At 40.8% G+C, this 17729-nt stretch carries 12 protein-coding genes; 4 read left to right on the top strand and 8 right to left on the bottom strand.

The window, feature by feature from the left end:
- Window positions 1-6: 6 nt before the first annotated feature.
- The 3 genes from K2F45_RS20325 (at window position 7) to K2F45_RS20335 (ending at window position 3224) form a co-directional block, all read left to right on the top strand.
- A complete protein-coding gene (locus tag K2F45_RS20325) occupies window positions 7-1488 on the top strand; it encodes a c-type cytochrome (protein WP_248932295.1) in 1482 nt (493 codons plus the stop codon).
- 12 nt (window positions 1489-1500) lie between these two features.
- The gene (locus K2F45_RS20330) at window positions 1501-2832 is read left to right on the top strand and encodes a c-type cytochrome (protein ID WP_248932296.1); all 1332 of its coding nucleotides are present in this window, start codon (window positions 1501-1503) and stop codon (window positions 2830-2832) included.
- A 125-nt stretch (window positions 2833-2957) separates the two neighbouring features.
- Window positions 2958-3224: a hypothetical protein gene (locus K2F45_RS20335; protein WP_248932297.1), complete on the top strand. Its 267-nt coding sequence runs from the start codon at window positions 2958-2960 to the stop codon at window positions 3222-3224.
- 304 nt (window positions 3225-3528) lie between these two features.
- On the opposite strand, the gene K2F45_RS20340 is transcribed toward K2F45_RS20335, so the two are convergent.
- Window positions 3529-3966 carry a hypothetical protein gene (locus K2F45_RS20340; RefSeq protein WP_248932298.1) on the bottom strand — a complete coding sequence of 146 codons (438 nt, stop codon included), beginning with the start codon at window positions 3964-3966 and terminating at the stop codon, window positions 3529-3531.
- A 202-nt stretch (window positions 3967-4168) separates the two neighbouring features.
- On the opposite strand from K2F45_RS20340, the gene K2F45_RS20345 reads away from it, so the two are divergent.
- Window positions 4169-4462 carry an HU family DNA-binding protein gene (locus tag K2F45_RS20345; protein ID WP_248932299.1) on the top strand — a complete coding sequence of 98 codons (294 nt, stop codon included), beginning with the start codon at window positions 4169-4171 and terminating at the stop codon, window positions 4460-4462.
- Between the two features lie 180 nt (window positions 4463-4642).
- Here K2F45_RS20345 and K2F45_RS20350 read toward each other — a convergent pair whose 3' ends face one another.
- The 7 genes from K2F45_RS20350 to K2F45_RS20380 all read right to left on the bottom strand — a co-directional run bounded on the left by K2F45_RS20350 (window position 4643) and on the right by K2F45_RS20380 (window position 17413).
- Entirely contained in the window at window positions 4643-7432 is a 2790-nt protein-coding gene (locus K2F45_RS20350) for a M16 family metallopeptidase (protein WP_248932300.1), read from the bottom strand.
- Window positions 7433-7515: 83 nt separating this feature from the next.
- Window positions 7516-9801: a Gldg family protein gene (locus tag K2F45_RS20355; protein WP_248932301.1), complete on the bottom strand. Its 2286-nt coding sequence runs from the start codon at window positions 9799-9801 to the stop codon at window positions 7516-7518.
- Window positions 9798-10736: an ABC transporter ATP-binding protein gene (locus tag K2F45_RS20360; RefSeq protein ID WP_248932302.1), complete on the bottom strand. Its 939-nt coding sequence runs from the start codon at window positions 10734-10736 to the stop codon at window positions 9798-9800. The genes K2F45_RS20355 and K2F45_RS20360 overlap by 4 nt, the downstream gene beginning before the upstream one ends.
- A gap of 71 nt (window positions 10737-10807) precedes the next feature.
- Complete coding sequence (locus K2F45_RS20365; protein WP_248932303.1) at window positions 10808-12214, bottom strand: RagB/SusD family nutrient uptake outer membrane protein; 1407 nt, start codon at window positions 12212-12214, stop codon at window positions 10808-10810.
- Between the two features lie 10 nt (window positions 12215-12224).
- Window positions 12225-15587: a SusC/RagA family TonB-linked outer membrane protein gene (locus tag K2F45_RS20370; RefSeq protein ID WP_248932304.1), complete on the bottom strand. Its 3363-nt coding sequence runs from the start codon at window positions 15585-15587 to the stop codon at window positions 12225-12227.
- A gap of 123 nt (window positions 15588-15710) precedes the next feature.
- Entirely contained in the window at window positions 15711-16703 is a 993-nt protein-coding gene (locus tag K2F45_RS20375; protein WP_248932305.1) for a FecR family protein, read from the bottom strand.
- A 131-nt stretch (window positions 16704-16834) separates the two neighbouring features.
- Window positions 16835-17413, bottom strand: a complete 579-nt coding sequence (locus K2F45_RS20380; protein ID WP_248932306.1) for an RNA polymerase sigma-70 factor — start codon at window positions 17411-17413, stop codon at window positions 16835-16837.
- Between the last annotated feature and the right edge of the window lie 316 nt (window positions 17414-17729).

Here is a 17729-nt window from a genome sequence, read left to right on the forward strand (position 1 = left end):
AGATTTATGGATTTTCCTATGTTTCATTTGGATTGGTTGAATGACCGCTTTTTAATAGCCGTCATTGCCATCATCCACGTTATGATTAACCACGGTTTGGCCGTAGGTTTCATTCCATACATTACTTGGTTGGAATACAAAGGCGTCAAGAATGCCCCTCCAGACCAAATAACTGATAGCAAGTGGGACGAGCTTATTTATAATAAGATGAAGGTTGCTTTCATCATCACAACAACAATCGGTGCGATGACTGGCGTCGGTATCTGGTTTTCTGTCGCTTTGGTCAGTCCGAGTTCGATTGGGAGTTTGATACGTGTGTTCTATTGGGCATGGTTTACGGAATGGATCGTTTTTGTAACCGAAGTTGTCCTCATCATGATCTATTACCTTACATGGAAGAACGCCAACAAATCGTTGAACGCAAAATTGAAACACATACGATTTGGCGCTTTTTTGAGTGTAGCTTCTTGGATTACGATGGTGATTATCGTATCTATTTTAGGATTTATGATGGATCCTGGAAACTGGAATGCGGACAAGAGTTTGCTTAATGGATTTACTAATCCTATCTATATTCCTCAACTGGCATTCCGCACGCCGGTAGCCATGTTGATCGGTGGAATATTCGGGATGCTGTTGACGACTATATTTTCAAAAAAAGGATCGGAAATACGTACTCGGGCTATCAGATACGCCGGTAGATGGGTCATGTTTTGGACGCCATTTGCCATCGCGGGAGCAATTTATTATTGGAATGTGATGCCCGACGCGATGAAGGCTAATATGAGTACAGCGGTAGGTTCTATGGATTTCGAAGAATATTATGACTTGCTGAAATACTTTATCATAGGAGCTGCATCCCTGTCAATCGTACTTGCCTTATGGGCCGTTTTCAGACCCAAGAAAGTAAATTTTGCACTTGTCGTTGTACCGTGTTTGTTCATTTTCGGATTTCTGGGCATATTCGAGCGAGTACGCGAATTCGTACGTAAACCTTATGTCATCGGAAATTACATGTATTCCAATCTCCTCCGCGAAGAAGATTATCCCTTGTATAAGAAAGATGGTGTGCTAAAGCATGCAACTTATGCCACCGTCAGTGAAATTACTCCCGAAAATAAAGTTCTCGCCGGCCGAGATGTGTTTATGATTAGTTGTAGTCGTTGCCACACGAGTAATGGTATTAATTCCATTGTAGATGTTTTTGAAAACATGTATGGTAAAGATAAACCGTTGAACGAACAAGCTATGGCGAGCTACATCCCGAACATGCATCAAGGCAGGGCATTTATGCCTCCATTTCCTGGAAATAAAAAAGAGCTCGAGGCATTAGTAGCATATATCAAACAACTGCAAAGCTCGGGAGAGTCTCTGCATGGTGCGCAGACCGAAGGTGTTGTTGTTAATCCCAGAAATGCTGTAGATGAGGTGGCAAAACGAATAGAAGCCGATTTAGCTCAAAAAGAACAAAAAGACAATGACAATTAAGATTGTACACATATGTTATTACAAATAAACACACCAGTACCTAAAGATATTCCATTAGATCTACCACTGCCTGAATGGCTACTGGTCACATTATTGATAGTTTCCTTTCTATTTCATATTGTCTTTATCAATTTGATGATTGGTGGTAGTATCGTCACCCTTTGGGCGCAGGTTAAGGGCTTAAAAGATAAACAGTATGATGTGTTTGCCTATGAGATAGCGAAGACTATCACTGTCAATAAAAGTATTGCCGTTGTATTGGGAGTAGCTCCTTTACTAAGTATCAATACGCTCTATACGGTTTACTTTTATTCTGCAAATGCACTAACTGGATTTGCATGGATCATGATTATCCCGTTGGTTACCATCGCATTTTTATTGACCTATCTGCATAAATATACGTGGGAAGCCATGCGAAATCATAGAAGCATACACATCGGCATCATGGCGTTATCTGTCTTAATATTTCTTTTTATTCCCCTTATATTTCTTACTAATGTCAACTTGATGATGTTTCCCGAAAAGTGGGGAGCTATCAAAGGATTCCTCAGTGCATTGATTTTACCTAACGTTTTTCCGAGATATTTTGAGTTTTTAGGAGCTTGTGTTTCGGTAACTGGGATATTCATTGTCTGGTACAACAGGCGTGAAAATTATCCGTTTGAAGAAATCTATCACAACTTCACCAGAGCCCAGGTCAAGCGCATCGGTTATCATATAGCATTGATTGGATTATCTGTTCAGATTGTTTTTGGAGTTATCGTCTTGTTCACTCTACCAGCAAAAGGAGTGAGTTTTGAGGTTGTCGAAATTATGGGGGTAGCGGGCGTATTGCTCGTTTTGGCATTATGGTGGATATGGCAAACCATAAAAAATACCGATGAACACCTGAACAGGCATTTTTGGAAAATAACGTTTGCCATATTGGTATTCATGATATGTTATGGCGGAAGCCGTCAGATGTATCGACACAATGCTTTAGACAAACACCAACAGATGATGGCTGCACATACAAACTCTTTCCTTGCGGCCAGTAAGGAAGCTCGTGAAAATCCTGTTGAAGATGAAGTCATACTGGAGATTGACGAGTCTCTTGGAGACTTAGCTAAAGGAACGGCTCTATTTCAAGCAAATTGCTCAGGATGCCATCAATTGGACCAGCAGTTGGTTGGTCCCCCGATCAAAGAGATGAAACAGATTTATGAAAAAGATGAGGCAAAATTGATTGCTTGGATAAAAGCACCGGGGAGGAAGCGCATGGAACTGATGCAGATGCCTGGTTTCCCACAGATACCGGATGAAGATTTAAAAGAAATTGCAAAGTACATTCTCTCTGTTGAATGACATCAAGATGTAACACTATGGACGGTTATGATAGAAACATGCAGACAAGGATTGTGGATGGTATCCTGATTAGCTGTATGGTATTAAAAATCGCTTATATATTATTTCATATTTTTTAAAACACTATGATACGTAACATACCTAAAATTAAAACAACGTCTTTACTTATCCTGACAATACTTACGGAGCTGACATTTGCTGTGCTTTGGTACATTGAAAAACAACCGACCACATGGATTCTTTTTATTGGGCTTACATTTGGCGTAGTTGCAATTGTGGCGCAGTGTCTCAACCTAATTTTTATAATGATTTTTGCTGCAAAAAAGCCTGAAGTTGGTTATAAAGAAAACGATAGAAACAAAAAGTATGAGTTTATTCGGGGTCTGTATTAAGATTAATTGGTAAAACTCAAAAGATAGTGGTTGCTAAGAATACTATCATTGATTTGCCGAGTAGCTGGTGTTATGCATAACATACAAGAAGATGTATTGAAAAGATACTATTTTGAATCCCGTAACTGAGAACAGAACATGTTATATCAGCCTTCTTAAGCTATCAACTTACCGGGTGACTTTTATTCTTTGCAACTTGATCGATAAATACTGTTTTTTGTGAATTTGCATTATAGGTTTAGGTTTGAAGCCCTCAGTACGTCCCATACATGTCAATGAGGGCTTTTTCATCTACATTGATTGGTTATTCCACCGTAATTCCCCAGACATAGTTCCCTTCATACACTAATATAGGCTGCTTTAATAAAAGAAAGTACTTTCCAAAATCATTGCTTACCAGCCACCATTCTTTAATATCTTCTATTTCATATTCCAATAGATGCTGTTCACGGATCTCCATTTCCAGACAGAAAGCGCGGTATAAAAGCTCTTCGTTATCAGGTTGGAGGTCAAGCATCATGTTAAGTCGATCCAATTCTGTTTCAAGTTGCTGCAATCGCAGATCCATTATTTCAGGAGAATATTTGTTCCCCTGATTATCTCTGTAAAAGTAAAGGTTATGAATACCCCCAATTGAAAATGGTAAAACATCAGCACCACGTGAGCAATTAGGAATACTATTGATTAACTCAGTTACGTGTGCAAGTAGGTGCGTTTGTGGAATTTTAAATTGATTTTTCATGATGAAAAGATTTAGTTAATTAATTTGATTTATTAACCATAATCTAATCACAGTGATAGTATATGGCAACTCCTCAAAATAGATCCCCCTCATCTTCTTCGATCACAATCCAAAGCGGTATCACTGATTGAATGCAAGGATTTTAATAGCTCATCGTGTTTTATTATCTTTAAATTATTGTTAAATCAAAATATAATTCGTTATGAACAAAGCAGATCTGATCAACCACATCGCTTCGGAAACCGGGCTGACCAAGTCCCAAGCAGAAAGCGCTATTAACAGCTTTACAAGCGCTGTTTCCAAATCATTGTCGAACGGTGAGCCAGTAACACTCATCGGTTTCGGAACCTTTTCTGTTGCAGAGCGCTCGGCCCGTACCGGACGCAATCCCCAGACAGGGGCTACACTGAAAATTGACGCCAAAAAGCTGCCTAAGTTTTCCGCCGGAAAGGCTTTGAAAGATGTGGTACATAAGCCGGCCAAAAAGAAAAAATAACACTTTGGAATTAAAAGGTTGATTGTTTGTCAACCTTTTAACGTTTAGCTTAGCAGGCCCAAATCATTTGATCCCGTTTCATAGCGGCACTATGGATAAACAGTAAAAGACTGCGCTCCGGCGAGGCAGTCTTTTAAACTAACTATATAAGATATTACCGGGATTGGTCTGAATAAGAATCTAATTTTGATCGGGACTGAGTGTAACTATAATTTCGTTATTCATATTGATGAGTTTACACACCGCAGTATTCACTGCTGGCAGCTTTTGTTTTTTTAAACGCTCGGGGTAACTCAGGAAAGATTGTAGTGGCTCTTTATTGTCCAATTGTCCTTTCACATAATTCAGCCAGAATTGATTGGATTTTGATCTCAATTCGTAACTACGAATCTCCTCCGCGACAAACTTATCCAGCTCTTCTTGCCTTAGCCCATCTTTTTTAATTTTTAACAGTTCTTCCTCCACCGCTTTGATCAGTTCATCTTTGCGATTAGGATCACATTCAAAATTGATAACGATAGCATAGAAGCCCAATGGCTGCTTTGTCTTCGTCAATTGTACTTGTGGTGAATAGACACCGCTTTCTTGTTTACGTAAACGTTCGATCAATCGAAAGTCTATACAAGATTTTAGTGCATCCAGATATAGATTATTTTGCGCATTAAAGTTATACTTTCCACTGTAAACCAGCTGTACAATTCCTTTGTCGCCCTTACCTGCATGTAAATCCCGTCTAATTTTTCCTTCTGGTACTCGAATCCCCAAATCTTTTGCTTTTTCGACTATATTGGATGAAGGAAGATTTCCCAGGTATTGTTCCGTCAACAATTTCAGGGAGTCGACATTAAAATTCCCAACAAATACAAAGGTAAAATCGGCCGCATTGGCAAAACGTTCTTTAAAAATTGTATGAACCCGATCAATTTTAATCTGTTCAATAGTTGCTAAAGAACCCGGTTGTCTACGGAAGTGATAACTTCCCAAGATATTTCCAACGGTATCTGCAAATGCTCGCTGGGGATCTTCTGCCCTATTTTTCATCGCTTCTTTGGACCTGTCCATAATAACACGGAAACGAGCTGTATCCAAATTTGAGCCGCTCATGTAAAGATGGAGCAAACCGAGTCCTGTACCAAAATCCTTTCCAATACTGGCTCCATTAACCCCCTCCTCCCGCTCACCAATATAAGGCATCACCTGAACGGCTTTTGCATTTAGAAATTGGCTCAGCTGTGAGGAATTCATTTTTCCTAGCCCGCTGTTAACAACGAAAGCTGTAGCATTGGCGCTCGAGTAATAATCAGCATCGGAATATAAAGAACTTCCCCCAGGACTAAATGCAGTAAATAGGATTTCATCATTTTTGAATGTAGTCGGTTTGGCATAAACCTTTACGCCATTGGAAAGTGTCCAGTGATGTATCTCTACCGCTGGCAAATTTTGTTCATGGATGATCTTTCCAAGTAACGGCATTTTGTCAAATAATTGAACTGACGTCCTATCTTGCGTGTAGGGAGCTATGTCAACTGTTGACGCTTCAGTTATCCAACTCAGAACTGCTGATTTATCCGGTAGGTTCAGTCCTTCTTTGTCCGTACCTAAAACCAGGATCACCTGATCCTTTTCCGCTAAATAATCGCTGATGTATTGATTGACATCGGCTACATTAATCTGATCCAGAAAATCCCTAGTCAGCTTAATTTTTTGATCAATAGAAAGAAAGGCATCGCCTGTAAGAAAAAAATTCAAATAATCTTCCAATAGATTGCTCGATGAAATTTTATCCTTTTCACTCTCCTGAATCTTGATGCGGGCGGCCAGCTTATCCTTGACATCCTTCAGTTCTTCTGAACTGAATCCATAACGATTGATACGCTGCACTTCGGTCCATCCATCCCTGAATCCTTCCTCCATCTTATTTGGTAGCAGAGAAACCCGAATATTGAAAGATTCCAAATTTGCTATAAAAGGAGATGCGCCCATACTTAAACCAGCAAAAGGTTTGCTTCCCCGCCGCATGATTTCCTGAATACGCGAAGCAATCAAACTATTGGCCATATCTCGCACCAAATTATCCCTAAAACCTGCTTCATCAATTACCGCCTCAGCCCTTCGCTTAAAGATAATCTCTATATTGATGTTGGAATATTCTTTATCCTTCGCTTCAACAAAGCGGAGCGTATCTATTAAAGGAATCGTGTACCGCTTACGCTCCAAACGGTTTTCATGAACTTTTAAATCGGAAAACAGTTTTTTAATCTGGGATTCAACTTGGTCAACATCGATATCACCGACTATAATGAGGGCCTGTAGATCAGGACGGTACCACTGTTTATAAAAAGATCTGAGCACCTCGATATCCACTTTTCCGATCACTTCATCCAGGCCTATGGGCAACCTTTCCGCATATCTGGAAAAATTGTATAGCGTAGGCATATATTGTTCGCGCATACGTCCGGAAGCTGTCTGTTGCAATCGCTTCTCTTCCAGGATTACCCCACGTTCTTTTTCGAACTCATCTTTATCCAATGTGGCTTCAGCGGCCCAGTCGCGCATGATCTGCATTCCATTTTTCCAAAGCTCTTTATTGTCTGTAGGCAATGGCAACTGATAGACAGTTTCATCATAAGATGTATAGGCATTGAGATCGGCACCAAACTTCACCCCCGCCTTTTCCAAATAGTCTATGAGGGCATTTTTGGGAAAATATGTAGTCCCTTTGAAATTCATGTGCTCCATAAAATGGGCCAAACCGCGTTCAGGCTCTTCTTCCAGAATAGATCCAACTTTATTGGCCAGATAAAGTACTGCCCGGTTTTCTGGAAAACGGTTTGCCTTTAAGATGTAACGAAAGCCATTGGACAAGGTTCCCATCCGTACGGTCGGATCCAATGGAAGTTTTTGTCCGACAGCAAGGCCCGTACTGACCAAATAAACGCAAAAGGCAAATAGTATTCTTTTTATTTTCATGATTTTACTGCTTCTATAAAAGGATATCCTTCTTTTTACCGGTAGTTTTCAGCTGAACTTGCCAACTAAAAACGACCGGTAAATTATCTTCTTTTTCTTCTTATCAGGAATGTTGCCACGGCTCCTGCAATGCCTACCGGCAACAGCACCAACCAGCCATATTTGATATAGTTAAGCTGATCTGCGGTAACTTTTACTACATCAGTCGGCTCCGCTCTATTGATATCAATCGGAAACTCATCGTTGCTAAACCATCTAAACAGGTCGGTCATGATCGAAAAATTACTTGTACGGGGCGATTGACGGATGAGTTCGGCGTTATTGATGAAATCAGCATCCGCAACCACCAATATGCGCTGTTGTTTGTTTTTTACATCACGTGTCAAGGTCATCGCTATTGGAAAAGATTTCTTTTCATCATTGCTTCTGGGATCGATTAAAGCTTGGGTCCGATCAAACTTAAAGCTTCTCTGCAACCATGTATTTGCCGCTTGCGTTACCAGTAAAGGCTTTGCTTCAAAAGGAGAATTGGGTAAGACACTCAATGAAGCTGAGGAAGGCATAGAAACCAACACACTGTCTTTCCCAATAAAGTTGCTTTCTCCGACGGTCTTTAACCAATTGGCCTTCGACACATTGGCAAGGATAAAATCTCGTTCATAGTTTTTACTCTGCTGAACAAGTAGGCCATTATCCATTTCGATATTTAAGAGACTTAAAATCGGATTGATCTGATCTTTATTTTCCGGCTCGCCCAAAATCATCAGGTTACCACCATGCTCAATAAATTGTTGCAGATGCTGCAATTCAACTGTACTATAGTTAACCATCGGATCGGCAATAACAAGAATATCGACACCCTTAGGGCCAAGTGGCTGTTTTAAATCAACTGATGCAACATCGAATCCTTGATTGACCAAGGCATAACGAAATGCAATTTCGGTGGTTGCTACTTGGTAGTCACGGTCTCCCGAACGTTGAATACTACGCTCGTTATGGCCGGTCACAAATCCTACTTTTGGTGCCGCCACAAGTAAGCGCTTAAATGCTGCGGAAGTCTCCTTCTCGTTAGGGTGTCTAAATAAGTCATCATATACACGCAGGTATGTGGATTTGTTTTTATAGGATAATACCCGCAAAAAACGATTTCGCTCGCTGCTGAGATCTATTTTCTCCCTGATCTGTTCTGGCGTGAGAAATAGCTCAAAAGGTAGTTTATTGATTTTGGCCATCTTACGGGCAATCTGCTCGTCATTGAGTCCTGGGTTTTCTTTATAGATTCGCTCGTTGGCTACGTGGTCCCAATAGTATACATAATCCATTTTAAGATAGGGCATGTAACGCATATACATATCAAAACGCTTCTTGTCATTGTTATGTCCCTCTGGTAGACCCGAATAGTAATTATCGTCCAACAGGTTGACGTAGGTTGTGATATGAACCGGCTCCTCAAACTGGGTGATGATCTTTTGGCTGGCCTTAGTAAGCGTACGACCTTTATTCGCGGTCATATCCCTGTAGAAGGTAAATTGTGGCAACGCACTGATGTATCCGATCAGAAGCATCACTGTGATAAAACCTGCATAGCGCAGTGCTTTGTTAGCCTTGGACAAGGTCTCCCGCTCGAATTGTAGTTTTAAATAGGTCAATCCAAGGAACAACACAATTACGATAATAAAATAAAAAATATCGCTGCTGCTCAACAAACCATTGATCGACTCTTCAACACGGCCTGACATGGAGAGGAAGTAGGTGATATCGCGGACAAAAGTTACATCCTGCCATAGACCGCCAATGAAATTTAACGCAGCTAATACCACAAGGGTGCTGATTGCGGCTACCACCTGATATGTTGTCAGACTGGACATAAACAGACCTATAGCTGCATAAGCGCATATCAGCAAATAGAGCCCTATAATTCCGCTAAGAATAAGGGAAAACTCCGCATTTTTCACTGTAAATAATGTTAATATACCAAGTCCTAAGAGTACTGAAATCAGCAGGAGACAATACCCCATAATGGCCAAGTACTTACCCAATATGATTTCTCCGACTTTTATCGGGGATGAGTATAGTAGTTTTATAGACCCACTGCTGGTCTCCCGGCTGATCAGCCCCATGGTCAACAAAGGAATATATAAATAGAGGTACTCCTGCATCTGTGGGAACAGGGAACGAAATCCCGCAAATATTCTGCCGGTCACGCCGGGTATTCCTTGCCCCATCTCATTGGCCTGATACATGCGCTCCAACATCGCATGATATTGCCAGCCGGATTGTACAATAAGAACGATGAGCACAATCCACGCCACTGGAGAATAAAAAAGCTGGCTTAATTCTATCTTTGCAATTCTTAATGTCGTTTTCATATTTTCTTATTGGGAATTTTATTTGATAACTGCGCGAAAATCTGATCCAAAGAGCTTTTCTCCAAATTAAGCTCCTGCAACCGCCATCCTGAAGAGACACTCGCTTCTATGAGTCGCTCACTAATATGTGGCACATCGGCAAATCGGATACGGAACTGCTTAGCAGACATGACTTCAACTTGGGTCACGCCATCAATAGATTCAAGCAATTCAGGAAGCGGTGGATTTTCCATCCGCATGATTAGACTATCTGGCTCAATGTAATTGTTAAATGCGTCCATACTATCCTCGAATACCATGCGTCCATTTTCAATCATCTTTACTTGTTCGCAGGTGGCCTGAACCTCAGATAAGATGTGGGAAGAAAAAATCACCGATTTCTCTTCACCGATCTCCTTGATCAATTTGCGCACCTCCAAAATCTGATTGGGATCGAGTCCATTGGTTGGTTCATCCAATACGACAAGCTTGGGCTCGTGTATGATGGCCTGCGCAATCCCAACTCGTTGCTTATACCCACCAGAAAGATTAGAGATCAAGCGGTTTCGAAAATGACTAACCCCACACTTGGTCATAGCACGATCAACGGCTTTATCAATATCTTTTTTAGGAATGAGCCTTAAATGGGCACACTGTGTAAGATATTCGTGAACAGTCAAGTCCAGATACAATGGTGCATTCTGTGGCAGAAACCCAATTAATCGCTTTGCTTCGATAGGATTCTTGCGCATATCATGCCCACCAACGGTCACCTCTCCTTTCACCTGATTGAGTACGCCACACATAATATTCATGGTCGTGGATTTCCCTGCACCATTAGATCCCAAAAGACCCAATACCCCGAACTCATTAATCTCAAAATCAATATCCTGAATGGCCCATGCAGATCCATAGCGATGCCATAAATGGGATATTTTTACGATTGTATTATCCATTTATATAAAATTTAGAAGGAATGGGAGCGTGAACATTACTCCCATTATAAAGTTTTGAAAATCAGTTGATATTATCTATAACCGTCATTTTGGGTCAAAAATGGATTTGTATCCCGTGCGGGCTGTGGTATCGGATAAAGCTGTGCATAAGGTTTCCAGAAGGTAGGCCTTAATTGCTGCATAATCGCATCTACTTTACCCATCCGCTTAATGGTATACCAACGATCTCCGAGCTCACAAAAGTATTCCACTTGTCGCTCCTTTAAGATTGCTTCATCTAGATTGACATTTGTGGCTAAATCCTGTAGGCCCGCACGACGGCGTAACACATTGAGATCCTCACGCGCTCTTGCACTATTGTTGGAATGTGAACGCGCTTCGGCCCGAATCAGGTATTGTTCGGCCAGCCGTAAAAGCATGGGAACTTCGGTACGCCCGGAAGATTCCGCAGAAGACTGATCATAATTTTGGTATTTAAACGGTTGAAAAGTCTTCTTTCCAGAATAATTACTTTCTTTGACCCAAACAGTACGACGGGCGTCACCGTCCGCAAAGCCTTCCAAAAGATCTTGACTAAGTTCATAATTCGCTACCTCTGAAAAATCGTTAGGTAAAAAAGTAGACCCCTCAACAGTATAACCATTTGTATTAAACACGGCAGGGCCAAGTTGGAGGATGGCTTCTTTGGAATCTTTTAAAAAGACTTTTCCTAAATCAGCTTTTGACAGCAAAGTATACAGGTCTGTTTTATTAATAACTTCCGTTGCATACTGTTCGGCCTTGGTATAATTTTTCTGAAACAAGTAAATGCGTGCAAGCAGCGCCTTCGCGGCTGATTTATTGACCTGTGCTCTGCTGTTCATTCCTACAGCACCCGGATAAGCATCGCCAACCAGATTTTTGGCTTCTTCCAGCTCTATCGTCAGCCAGTCGTATATTTCCGACACTGGTATCCGGGGCAATATGTTGGTTTTATTCACATCAGTTATCGTTACCAAAGGTACCTCGCCGAACATGTTCATCAAGTGGAAATAGCAAAACGCACGCATCACCCTGGCCTCGCCAATCATCTGCTGTGCAGCAGATGCTGAAATGGCCTTATTATCTGAAAGGCCAGCAATAACACTATTGAAAAGATAGATCACATTATACGTTTCTGACCATATATTGTTGATCCGTGTCGTCACAACAGGATCATAGCTATTCTGCATAAAATCCAGGAAGACAGTGGAGCCCACAAAATCCATTTCACCAGCAGACATGCCGTTAAATTGCGTGATGTTTACATTAAAGACACTTGAAGATGTCATCGCAGCGTATGCCCCAGCCAGGGCTGATTTTGCCGTTGTCTCCGATTTGAAGATGACCTCAGAGGGTAATTCATTTGTCGGGTCATCAATTTCTATGAGCTTTTCACAACTGCTTAAAGAAATTGCTCCCAAAAGTAAAACGATAGATAGCGTTGATTTAAATTTCATGATAAAAAGCTTAGAATGTGAATTGTAAAGTTCCGACAACAGTCCGGAGTGGTGGTAGGGACAGCCCCTGTGATTCCGGATCAAAACCTAAATAATCTGTAACCGTAAATAGGTTGTGCGCCTGAACCTGTAAGCGTAAATTTCTAAATTTCAGACGCTCGACCAGTGCTCCTTTGATATCGTAAGACAGACTCACATTTTTCAATCGGATAAATGAAGCATCAACGATCTGTGCACTCGAATAGGTATAATCCGACCATGCGGTATAGGCATCGGTAAAATCAGCCGCTACCTGCAACTGCTCGGATTTTCCCTGATTGATATAATCAAGCAAGGGTGCAGCTGCAAAGTTTGTCATACCATATCCAGGCGGACTCCATGAAGCAGCCAGTATACCTCTGCCTTTTTGTTTGACAAATTGAAACAAAAAGTCCAGCGTAAAATTTTTATAACTTATCGTATTAGTAATACCGCCGAAATATTTTGGCAAAGTAGTGCCTGCCAAATAACGGTCTCCCAATTCGTAATCCACCAGTCCTGTACTGATTTTGCCATCCCCATTAAAATCGTTGAAAGCAGGAAGTCCTGTCGTTTGATCAAATCCAGTATATTCGTATGTATACAAGGGATTCATGGGATGCCCCACGACCAACGTGGAGGCATAGGCAGAAGATCTGATACCGGGAAACTCCAACAACTTATTTCTATTGAGCGAAATATTGAAATCTGAGCGCCAACGGAAATTATTTCGCTGTATATTTTTTGTACTTAGCGTAAATTCCCAGCCTTTATTCTCTACTACGGCTGGAAAATTGGCCTGATAGCTGTCCCAGCCAGTCTGCGAACTTACTTTTTGGCTGACCAACTGGTTGCCCGAACGATTCCGGTAGAATGCTGTAATCAACGAAATACGGTCGTCCAGTAAACCGAGCTCCAATGCCGCCTCAAATTTTGCCGTGCTCTCCCAACGGAAAAGATTATTTGCCAGACGTGAAGGAACCAGACTTGGGATACCATTATAGATATAAGAATTCGAGCTGTACGAATCAAAATACCCATAATCGGCAATTTTATCATTTCCTACCCATCCATAGCTGGAACGCAGTTTAGCAAAGCTTATCAAGGGAATTGATTTTAAAAACGGCTCATCTGAAATAATCCATGCAGCACCAATGGATCCAAAGTTTCCAAAACGCGCATTTTGAGCAAACCGCGAAGAACCATCGCGACGGAAACTTCCATTTAGAATATATTTTCCAGCCCAGTTATAATTCAAACGACCAAAAATGGAAGAATACTTATATTCACTGCTGCTCCTGGAAATGCTGACAGTTTGGGCACTGGCGACATTCTCCAGAAATTCATCAGAGGGGAAATCGCTTGCACTGATATAAGAGGGTTGTTTGGAAACACTGTGTTGCCATGTAGATCCGATCATTGCTGAAAGTGTACCTTTATAAATATCTGTGCTATAGTCTAACTGCGGTTCAATCGAATAGGTATTGTTAACGTTATAAGCGAATAAACTGTTGGACAAGCTCGTTGCCAATCCTGGATCCAGGGCGGTTTTCGGAGTCAGACGTTTTTGATCCATATCTGACTTCCCATACCCAAAATTGGTCTTGAAACTCAATCCCTTCCAAATCTGGTAACTTAAATTTAAATTACCAATGAGGTTGCTCCCTTTATTACTGACAAGCTGGTTAAGTTGTGCCAGTGGATTGGCCGGTACCCCATAATTGATACCACTCCAATAAAGACTTCCGTCCTCTTTGTACAAAGGATAATTTGGCGGCAAATTATAAGCAATCGAGGTCTGGTCCAAGACAGATACATCGTTATTGTCAGCAGCATAGATTGCTGAAAAGCCCAAGTTAAAACGCTCGTTGGCAGATTTGTGCTGTAGGTTAAAATTAACCGCTGAACGATCATAGCCTTGATCGCCAATAAAAACATTACCTTCTTTATGAAATGTGCCACTTATCCTAAAGTTTGTCCGTTGGTCTCCACCACTTATGGAAAGGTTTGCATCAGAGGATTGTGCGGTGTTACCAATGAGCAATTTCTGAAAGTCTGTATAGGCTGTCTGATCCCATGTTGTCAAGTCAAAAGCGTTGGATAATTCGGGTGTAGTATATGGACTTGCCGCATTTTTAAATGCAGTCCTGCGCATCGCCAGATACTGATCGGTGTTAAGTGTGGATACAAAGTGGCTTACCTTTGCCACCCCATGTCTAAAGAGGCCATCGACCTGCGTCCGACCCACTTTCCCTTTCTTAGTTGTGATCAGGATAACACCATTCGCAGCACGAGATCCATAAATGGCTGTCGCATCTGCATCTTTTAAGATATCTACGCTTTCAATATCCATGGGATTGATCAAATTAAGCGGGCTTGCTCCACCCAAAGGTGCATTGGCACCATTTAGACCATTGCCCACGGTCTCGTTGATGGCATCTGTCAAATAGGGCACACCGTCCACAACAACCAATGGTGCATTGCGGTCTATGGTACTTCCGGAAGTAATCAGCGAATTTTGGCCCCTGATGGTTATTTTCATTGGACTGCCGGGAAGGCCATTACTCTGAACAATCTGTACCCCGGGTGCTCGGCCCTGCAGTGCGTTTAAGAAGTTTGCCGATGGCGTATTTAAAATCTCCTCAGATTTGATCGTAACTGAAGATCCGGTATTGTTTCTTCGTGTTGTCGTACCATAACCAATCACCACAACTTCATCTAAATTGGATTGATCGGGCACCAGGGAAATTTGAAGAGCTTTATTGCGCGCGCTCTTTTCGTTAAGCGTCTTGTAACCTAAGTAACGGAATTCCAACGAGTAGGGATCATCAATTATGCCAATCATAAAACGTCCACCTTCATCGGTCTGTACAACATTTCCAGCTCTGGGAACTGACACTACGACACCTGCCAAGGGTTTTCCGTTTTCATCAGTAACAATACCGGACTGCACAAAACCATTTTGATTGACACCTGAAGGAACCTGATCTGAAATATTTTTGGTACCACGACTGTGCTGTAAAACAACATACTGATTATCAATAAAATCAAATTCGAGACTATAAGGACCCAACAATTGATTTATAACGTTTTCCAAAGTACCACTGTACACTCCATTCACTTTCATCGTAGACTTTACATGACTATCGTTAAAGACAAAACGTATTTTTGCTTTGGTTTCAATGGTCTTTAAAGCTTTTTCGAGGGCTATATTGGAAAACTTGAGATTGATCTGTTCCCTTAATACCTGCCCATAAGAAAACGAAAAGAGACAGAAAAAGAGTAAAAATAAAAGGAAGCACTTCTTATGTTTCGATAAAACATAGCATTCCCGTGTCAAATTTTTTTTATACATTTGATAGGTTAATTTTGTTGATTGAAATTAATTGAATTAAGACTTTTGCGGGGATGTAGCCGCATCTCCGCATATCCTAATCTTCGGGTTTGTTTTCTGTATTTTTTGGTTAGTTTTATTTCATTAAAAACAGCCTCCTCCTGTCAATATGATCTCTTTCTTATTTATTTTATAATCCGCATTGATAGACATACTAACTATTTTTAATGAGGTCTCCAATGATTGGTCAGTCAGGTTAGCGGTTACCTTACAGGAACTATACTCGCCCGTATAACCGGTAAAAGTGACATCGAATTTTTGTTCAAATCGTTTCATGATATCTTCCATCGGAGCTGAAACAAAATTCATATCGTATTGCGTGCCTCTGGCCAGGATCTCTTTATCTTTGTGACTCATGATCTTTGTTGGCATATCCGAAGCCGCATCTGCAGTATGCAAACTTTCATTAGCTACTACCGTATATTTCTTTTCCACCGTTAAACCCTTACTTTTTTTTGTCACCTCAACTTTTCCTGTCAGCACATCCAGATTCAGCAATCCGCGCTCAGGAATAACTTTGAGGTTAAAGCTCGTTCCGAGCACCCGGGTAGTATATTCTCCTGCGTGAATCACAAATGGTCTTGATTTATCCTTTGTTACTTCAAATAGAGCCTCTCCTACTAGCTCTACTTCCCGGATCTTGTCGGTAAAATGTTTGGGATAATTTAGCTTACTGTTGCCTTTTAACCATACAATAGTTTGATCCGATAGAATTACTTTAGTAATCCCGGCATTCTTTGACTGCACCGAAACAGCCTCGATCAAATCTCCCTGCCCCTGCCATTTGTAGAACCATACGGCAAAACACAGTAAAAAAAATGCTGCAATGGAAGCAACAAGAGCTTTGGGGAGAAATGACAGACCTCCTGAGACTGCCCTATCTTCAACTGCTGTGCGGAATCTCACGTTAGTTTCTATCCGGTTTTTTAATTCCGATTCCGTATCACCATACCAATAGAGTTCGTTTGGAAGCTCTTCGTTATACCAGCTATCCAGAATTCTTTTTTCCTGGTCTGTGATCGATCCGTTCTGAAATTTTAGAATTAAAAATTTAATATTTTCGGGAATATGTTCCATTTATCATGTCGGCTTTTCAAGTCGTCTATTATGATAGAGTAAAGAAATTGTTAAGCTACGTACGCCAAAAAACATTTTTTTTATTTTTTTTTGACGTTAAACAAAAATTGCTCAACAAATTGATTTATTTGTTAGGAATATAACAATATGTGCACCTTACGGATTGCATTTTTAAGCGTACGAATAGCTTTGCTCAATTGAGTTTCAACGGTACGGTGGGAAATATTAAGCTGGCCAGCGATTTGTTTGGCAGTCATTCCTTCATCTCGGCTCATCTGAAAGATCAGTCGGCATTTATCAGGAAGGCCATCGACGATACGGGTGATTTTATCTTGAAGTTCAAGATATTCAATACGTTCATGTCCATCGTTATCCAGGGAAACGAAGCCCGAAGAAGCTATTTCATCTATGGGAATAGTTGTTGAATGCTTAAAACGATCCTCCAAATATCGAAATATTTCATTGCGCAACATCGTATAAACGTAATATCTGAGTTCGCCTTTTAATACGATATTCTCCTTCCACTTCCAGAGATTGACAAAGACATTTTGCACGACTTCCTCTGCAGCAACTTGGTCTGAAAGTTTATGTAAGGCTTTTTTTATCAGGTTGGCCCAATGTCGATCATAAAGTATTGAAAACGCTAGAGGATCATCATGCTGAAACATGATGAATAGTTCCTCATCCGACATTTCTTCTCTGTGTTTCACTAGATGGACCGTATAAGTAGTAAATATAGAGAATGTTTGATGTTAAAAAAAATTGCTACTTATAAAAAGCAAGGCTAGAAGTGCCCCATACAACCTTAATAGTTGATTTCATAGTAACTTCATCAATACTATATTGTGGGTCAGATCTATCGGTAAACTATATAGCAACATAATGATGGCTGACCATCAATTCACTTCCTGTCCATTTCTAAGAGGCTTTGTTTTAGAATCTATTATCTCGCCCATGATGTAAATATCATCGCTGGTTAATTCGCTCTTTGGGGTTAGCTATCCAACCCAATCACCATTATATTTA

Origin of the sequence: Sphingobacterium siyangense (assembly GCF_023277505.1) — a bacterium.
Lineage (GTDB): Bacteria > Bacteroidota > Bacteroidia > Sphingobacteriales > Sphingobacteriaceae > Sphingobacterium > Sphingobacterium siyangense.

Bases quoted from the DNA above. Each gene is read 5' to 3' on its own strand.
- K2F45_RS20325 (WP_248932295.1), top strand. From the start codon at position 7: ATGGATTTTCCTATGTTTCATTTGGATTGGTTGAATGACCGCTTTTTA.
- K2F45_RS20330 (WP_248932296.1), top strand. From the start codon at position 1,501: ATGTTATTACAAATAAACACACCAGTACCTAAAGATATTCCATTAGAT.
- K2F45_RS20335 (WP_248932297.1), top strand. From the start codon at position 2,958: ATGATACGTAACATACCTAAAATTAAAACAACGTCTTTACTTATCCTG.
- K2F45_RS20340 (WP_248932298.1), bottom strand. From the start codon at position 3,966: ATGAAAAATCAATTTAAAATTCCACAAACGCACCTACTTGCACACGTA.
- K2F45_RS20345 (WP_248932299.1), top strand. From the start codon at position 4,169: ATGAACAAAGCAGATCTGATCAACCACATCGCTTCGGAAACCGGGCTG.
- K2F45_RS20350 (WP_248932300.1), bottom strand. From the start codon at position 7,432: ATGAAAATAAAAAGAATACTATTTGCCTTTTGCGTTTATTTGGTCAGT.
- K2F45_RS20355 (WP_248932301.1), bottom strand. From the start codon at position 9,801: ATGAAAACGACATTAAGAATTGCAAAGATAGAATTAAGCCAGCTTTTT.
- K2F45_RS20360 (WP_248932302.1), bottom strand. From the start codon at position 10,736: ATGGATAATACAATCGTAAAAATATCCCATTTATGGCATCGCTATGGA.
- K2F45_RS20365 (WP_248932303.1), bottom strand. From the start codon at position 12,214: ATGAAATTTAAATCAACGCTATCTATCGTTTTACTTTTGGGAGCAATT.
- K2F45_RS20370 (WP_248932304.1), bottom strand. From the start codon at position 15,587: ATGTATAAAAAAAATTTGACACGGGAATGCTATGTTTTATCGAAACAT.
- K2F45_RS20375 (WP_248932305.1), bottom strand. From the start codon at position 16,703: ATGGAACATATTCCCGAAAATATTAAATTTTTAATTCTAAAATTTCAG.